General features: G+C 74.6%; 3 protein-coding genes and 1 pseudogene. All 4 read right to left on the bottom strand.

What is annotated here, in order from left to right; translation table 11 throughout:
* Positions 1–76: 76 nt before the first annotated feature.
* Positions 77–1,171, bottom strand: coding sequence for a hypothetical protein (locus MXD58_RS16990; RefSeq protein ID WP_248836358.1), 1,095 nt, complete (start codon positions 1,169–1,171; stop codon positions 77–79).
* Positions 1,168–2,775 (bottom strand): allantoinase AllB, encoded by a 1,608-nt coding sequence (gene allB / locus MXD58_RS16985; protein WP_248836357.1) that lies wholly within the window; start codon positions 2,773–2,775, stop codon positions 1,168–1,170. Before allB ends, MXD58_RS16990 begins: the two co-directional genes overlap by 4 nt.
* Before the next feature lie 85 nt (positions 2,776–2,860).
* Positions 2,861–4,015 carry an aldehyde dehydrogenase family protein gene (locus MXD58_RS31715; protein ID WP_250609538.1) on the bottom strand — a complete coding sequence of 385 codons (1,155 nt, stop codon included), beginning with the start codon at positions 4,013–4,015 and terminating at the stop codon, positions 2,861–2,863.
* A 24-nt stretch (positions 4,016–4,039) separates the two neighbouring features.
* Positions 4,040–6,506 (bottom strand): annotated as a pseudogene (locus MXD58_RS16975) (bifunctional [glutamine synthetase] adenylyltransferase/[glutamine synthetase]-adenylyl-L-tyrosine phosphorylase); the annotation flags it as partial.

The raw sequence follows: 6,506 nt of genomic DNA, 5'->3' as shown, positions 1-6,506 counted from the left end.
CCGCTGCCACCCGCCGAGCCGCCCGTGGCCGCCGTGGCGCTCGCGGCGGGGCCGGAGCGAGGCGGTTGCTCGGCGCTCACACGGCCTCCAGTTCCAGGGTCTCGCGGACGAGGGCCGCCCGGCAGGCATGGGTCGCGCGCTGCATGAGGGTGCCGGAACTGACCGTGCACCCAGCTCGCAACGCCTGCGCCTGCAGGTCGGACAGCCGGTTGTTGAGGTCGAAGAAGGCCCCGCCCGGGGTGAGCAGAGCCTCGACCGGAAAGGCGAAGGGAGCCGCCTGCGACTGCGCCGTCTCACCCCAGGTCGTCGAGTTGACCATTATCGCAGGACCGCGCCGCCGGCCGTCGAACAGCGCCGGCAGCTCGTCCGCGAGGACCGCGCGGGCGCCGGCGACGGCGGCGAGTTCCCGCGCAGCCGGCGCCGCCCGGGCACTGATGACCAGGTCGGTCCGCGGCCAGGCCCGGCGCACTCCGAGGGCGACCGACCGGGCGGAGGCGCCCGCGCCGAGCAGCACGATCTCGGCCGGGGCCCGACCGGCCGCGAGCAGCTCGAGGACGACCTGCGCCGCCCACGAGTTCGTGTTGACGCCGAGCATCGCGCCGGGCTCGTCGGCACCGCCCGCGACGTGACCGGTGCCGTGCTGCGAGGCGTCGCGGGCAACGGTGGTGCGAAGCACGGTGTCGACGACGCCCGTGGCCCGCGCCGAGGGTGACAGCGCCGGCAGTTCGGCGGCGAGCGTCCGCTTCCACGGCGAGAGGACCACGCCGAGGCGCCAGTCGGGATCGGCCATGAGCGCGGCCGGATCGGCGAAGTGCCGTGCCGAGGCGACGGCGAGACCGGCGTCGGCCACCGCGCGGGCCAGCATCGGGCTGCCGACGGCGTGCGCCGCCGTCGTCCCGATGGCGCCGATGTCGAGGCCCGGGAGGTCGAGGCCCGGGAGGTCGAGGCCCGGGAGGTCGAGGCCCGGCAGCTCGTGGCCCGGCGGACCGGTTCGCTGTGGATCTGTTCTCGAGGACATGCGGGGCGTGTCCGGCCCGGCATGGTCGGGAGCGAGCTGGGCGATCTCCGCCGCCAGGCAGGCCCGGACCACGGCGCTGATCGCGTCCACGCCGGACGGCGGCCCGCCCGGCCAGATCGGCCGCGCCGGTCCGCGGGTCCATCCGCCGCTCATACGAGTGCCATCGGTGCGGTCGCACCGTGTCCCGCGTCGCCCTCCGACCGGGCCGGTCCGTCCACCTCCGCTCGGACCTCCCCTGGTCCGAACGGACCAGGAGTGGTCGGTCCGGACCTGGCGAGGGCGCGTTCCCGCACCGTCCGGACGGGCAGTGGGCCGGGCGTGAGGTGCCGTCCTCGCGGCGCCCCGACCGCGCGGCCGTCGGCCGCGACGAGCTCGCCGCGCAGATAGGTTGCGCGCACGGCCCCGACGGTGGGCCAGCCGGCGTAGGGCGTCACCGGGTGACGGGAGTGCAGCCGGCCCGGATCGATCTCGCCGGTCGCCGTGGGATCCACGAGAACCACATCGGCGTCCGCGCCCACCCCGAGGTGGCCCTTGCGATCGTCGAGCCGCCAGGTCCGCGCGGGGGTGTGACAGCAGAGCCGGACCAGGTCCGGCAGGCTCAGGCGGCCCCGGTGCACCTCGGTGAGCAGCAGGGCCAGCATCGTCTCGACACCGATGAACCCGCCGTGTGCCCGCCAGACGTCCTGTTCCGACTGCTCCTCGGCGGTGTGCGGGGCGTGGTCGGTCGCGATCAGGTCGACGTCACCGGCCGCGATCCCGCGCCACAGCGCCGCCACGTCGGCGGCGGGCCGGATCGGCGGATTGAGCTTGACCAGGTTGCCGTACCGGTCGTAGGCGCCGTCGTCCAGCAGCAGGTGCGCGACCAGCACCTCGACCGTGAGCCGGTGGCCGAGCGCGCGCATCAGCCGCACCCTCTCCAGCCCGGCGGCGGTCGACAGGTGATGGATGTGCAGCTGGGCGCCGGCGTCCCCGGCCAGCGTGATGATTCGGGTGACGGCCTCGACCTCGACGACCGCGGGCCGGCCCTCGAGATGGGCCCTGGGGTCGGTGCGCCCGTCGGCGCGCAGCTCGCGGCCGAGGCGGCGCAGCAGAGCGTCGTTCTCGGCGTGCACGCCGACGACCAGCCCGGCATCGGCGGCCGCTCGGAGGCCGGCGTGGATGGCACCGTCGTCGGGGCAGGGGTTGTCACCGGTGGTCTGTCCCATGAACAGCTTCAGGCCCATCGCCCCGGCGTCGGCCATCGCGGCGATCTCGCCGGTGTTGTCCTGGCCGAGCATGCCGTACAGACCGAAGTCGACATGCGCCTTAGTGGCGACCAGCGCGAGCTTCTCGGTGAACCCAGCGGCCGTCGCCACCGGGGGCAGCGTGTTCGGCATGTCGACGACGGTGGTAACTCCGCCGGCGGCGGCGGCGCGGGTGCCGCTGGCGAAATCCTCCTTGCGGGTCATCCCGGGTTCCCGCAGATGGACATGGACGTCGACGAGGCCGGGCAGGACGACCAGGCCGGTGGCGTCGACCTCGCGACGGCCCGGGGCCAGGCCCAGTCCGGCGGCCACCACCCGACCGGACCTGACGGCCAGGTCCTGTCGGACCGCCCGGTCCGCGGAGACGACCAGGCCGCCGCGGATCACCAGGTCGAACTCCTCCTGGCCCGCGCGGGCGGTGGGTTCGGCGGCCCGCTCGGGGGGTGCGCAGGCCGTGTCGCCCGAGCGGGCGGGCGAAGCGCCGTCACTGGGAATCGTGGCGTCGCTGGTCATCAGTAGCTCCTCGTAGGCAGGTGGACGTGGGCTCAGGGCCGGCCGGGTGGTGCGCGCTGTCAGCGGGGTGACCGCGCCCGTCCGGTCACGCGGGCAGCTGAAGCGACTTGACCTCCGTGAGCTCCGCCAGGCCCTCCCGGCCGTGCTCCCGCCCGTTGCCGGACTCCCGCACACCGCCGTAGGGCGCAGCCAGGTTGAACGCGCCGCCGTTGACGACGACCTGCCCGGCGTCCAGCCGGCGGGCAACCGCGATCGAACGGTCCAGGTCCGCGCTCCATACCGCGCCGGTCAGGCCATAACGGGTGCCGTTGGCGACGGCAACCATCTCGTCGACGTCGTCGCAGGGCAGGATCGTCAGGACCGGGCCGAAGATCTCCTCCTGGGCCAGTCGGTGCTGCGGCGGCACCTCGCTGAACACCGTCGGCCGGACGTAGTAGCCACCCTGGTTCTCGGCCGGGATGCTCGCGGGCATCCCGAGGCCGCCGCGCAGCAGCCGCAGGCGGGAGCTCAGGCCGTCGGCGATGAACTCGGACACCCGTTCGTGCTGCGCGGCGCTGACCACCGGGCCAAGGCTGGTGCCGGCGGCCCGCGGCGGTCCGACGACGGTCTCGTCGACGAGCGCGGCGACCCGCTCCTCGATCTCGCCGAGCAGCGCGCGGGGCACGATCAGGCGGCTCTGCGCCCCGCACACCTGGCCGTTGTTGAAAAAGCAGCTGCCGAGCACGGCGGGCAGCGCCTCGTCCAACGGCGCGTCGGGCAGGAGGACGGCCGGGTTCTTGCCGCCGAGCTCCAGCACGCTGCGGGTGATCGTGGCGGCGGTGACCGCGAGGATCTGGCGGCCCACCTCGCGGGAACCGGTGAAACTGATCATGTTGATGTCGGGGCTACCGACCAGGGTCGCGCCGACCGTCGGCCCGGTACCACCGACGACGTTCACGACACCGGGCGGCAGGTCCAGCTCGGCGAGCAGCCGGGTCGCGGCCCAGGCGGCGAGCGGCTTCATCTCCGACGGCTTGATCACAACGGTGTTCCCGAGTACCACCGCCGAGGAGATCTTGCTGACGAGCATGTGCAGCGGGAAGTTCCACGCGGCGATCGCGGCGACCACGCCGGCCGGTTCCCGCACGACCAGCGACGTGCCCTCCCGTCGGGGGGTGAGCACCCCTTCGGCCAGCTCACCGAGATGCTCCAGGCAGGCGACGGCCCGTCCGACGTGGACCCGGCGCGCGAACCCGGGCAGCAGGCCGAGCTCGTCGACGACCAGCTCGGTCAGCAGGTCCGCGGCGGCGGCGGCGGGCCAGCCTGCCGCGCGTGCCGTCGCCTCGATCTCGACCGGGTCGGTCGGTAGCACATCGGGATCGCGGCGACCGGCGAGCGCGCCCGCGTTGCGCAGCCGTGACGCCGAGAGCCACGCGGCCTGCAGCTCGCCCGCCTCCGTCTCGGTGAGTAGCCCGGCGACGACCGCGGCGCGCAGACCGTCGAGGGTGGACATGGTCCGCAGTGCCGGGAGCTGGCGGGCGTAGCGAAGCTGAAGGACCTGCACCGCCCATTCCACGTCGGTGAGGCCACCCGGGCCGAACTTGAGATGATGCGCCGGGTTGACCCCGCGGGGAACACGTTCGCGCCGCATCCGGTCGCGCAACCGCACGATCTCGTCGAGGGCCGCCGCCGGCAGCGAGTCGGGGTAGCGGACGGTGTCGGCGAGCCGGCAGAAGCGGTAGGCGAGGTCCGGGTCGCCGGCAAGTGGCCGCGCCCGCAGCAGCGCCTGCGACTCCCAGTCCTTCGACCAGCGCTGATAGTAGGCGGCGTAGGCGTCGAGGGTCCGGGAGACGGGCCCGCTGCGGCCCTCCGGGCGCAGCGTCGTGTCGAGGCGCAGGGCCGGGTCCGGCCCGGGGACGGCGAGCAGCCGGTGCAGCTCCCCCACCACCGCAGCGGCGGCGCGGTTCGCGGCCAGCGCCGAGTGGCCCGCAGCCGGCTCGTGGACGACGAGGACGTCGGCGTCGCTGGAATAGGACATCTCGGCGCCGCCGAGGCGGCCCATCGCGATGATGGCGATTCGCGCGGGCAACGTTTCCGGATCGCCCCCAGCCACCCGGCGTTGGGCGACGAGCAGGGTCGCGGCAACGGTGGCGTCGGCGGCGTCGGTGAGGGCTCGGCCGACCGCGGCGACGTCCAGCAGGCCGAGCAGGTCGGCACAGGCGACCCGGACCAGCTCGACCCGACGCACCGCGCGGGCCCGGCCGACCGCGTCCTCCCAGTTCGGATTGCGCTGAGTGATCGCCAGCAGGGTCCGGGCCAGCGTCTCGCGGGGCACCGGGTGGAGATCCGCTTCGGTGCGCAGCAGTCGCACCGACTCGGGCGCCCCGATCATCAGCGTCGCCACGTACGGGCTGGTCGCGAGAACCCGGGCGAGCCGGTCGGCAGCGCCGACGGAGTCCCGCAACAGCCGCAGATACCAGGGCACCCGGCCGAGCGCGTCGCTGACCTGCCGGTAGGCGAGCAGGCCGGCGTCCGGATCGGGCGCATCGGCGAAGGTCGGGAGCAACGTCGGGAGGAGGTGCCGCTGGATCGCCGCGGTCCGGCTGACACCGCTGGTCAACGCCTGGATGTGGCGCAGCGAGCGGTCGGGGGCGGCGAAGCCGAGCGCGGCGAGCCACTGCGCCGCCTCGGCGTGGGACAACCGGATCTCCTCGGTCGAGAGCCGGGCGACCGCCTCGAGCAGCGGCTGGTAGAACAGCCGCTCGTGCAGCGAGCGGACGGTGCTCGCGATCCGGGCCCGGGCCGCGGCGAACTCCTCGACGGTGCGCAGGCCCATCGAGCGGGCGAGCCAGCGCAGCTCGGTCGTCTCCCGCGGCAGCGTGTGCACGCGGCGCAGGTTGCGCAGCTGAAGCCGGTGCTCGGTGCCGCGCAGGAACCGATAGGCCTCCGCCAGGCCCGCGGCGTCGCGGCGGCCTACATAGCCGCCGCGGGCCAGCCCGTCGAGCGCGCCGAGCGTCGAGTTCGCCCGCAGCTTCGGATCGGCCCGGCCGTGGACGAGCTGCAGCAGCTGCACCGAGAACTCGACGTCACGCAGCCCGCCTGGGCCAAGCTTGAGATTGCGCTCCGCCTCCCCACGCGACAGCGTGGACTCGACCCGCTGGCGCATGGCCCGCACGTCGGCGACGAAGTCCGGCCGCGACGACGCGGTCCAGACCATCGGCGCGACCATCGCGCAGAACTCGGCGCCGAGCGCGAGGTCACCGGCTATCGGCCGGGCCTTCAGCAGCGCCTGGAACTCCCAGGTGCGGGCCCAACGGCGGTAGTAGGCGCGATGGCTCTCCAGCGTGCGCACCAGGGCGCCGTCGCGCCCCTCGGGGCGCAGGTTCACGTCCACCTGGAACAGCGCGCCGGCCGAGGTGACCAGGCCGGCCGCGCGCACGAGCCCCTCGGCCATCCGCGTCGCGGCGCGCAGCACCGCGTCGAGCTCGCCGCCGGCCCCGGCCCCAGCGCCGGCTTCGCGCGGTGCCGCGACGAACAGGACGTCGACGTCGCTGACGTAGTTCAGTTCCCGGCCGCCGCACTTGCCCATGCCGATCACGGCGAGACGGACGGGAGGCAGCGCCGGATCGAGGCCCGCCCGGGCGATCGCGAGGGCCGCGTCCACCGCCGCGCCGGCCAGGTCGGCGAGCTCCGCGGTCGCCTCGTCCAGGGCGACGGCGGAGGTGAGGTCCCGTGCCGCGACGGCCAGCAAC

It is taken from the genome of Frankia sp. AgKG'84/4, from assembly GCF_023242965.2.
GTDB lineage: Bacteria > Actinomycetota > Actinomycetes > Frankiales > Frankiaceae > Frankia.
Note: the sequence above shows the minus strand (reverse complement) of the source record. Positions and strands in the feature narration are given on the sequence as shown.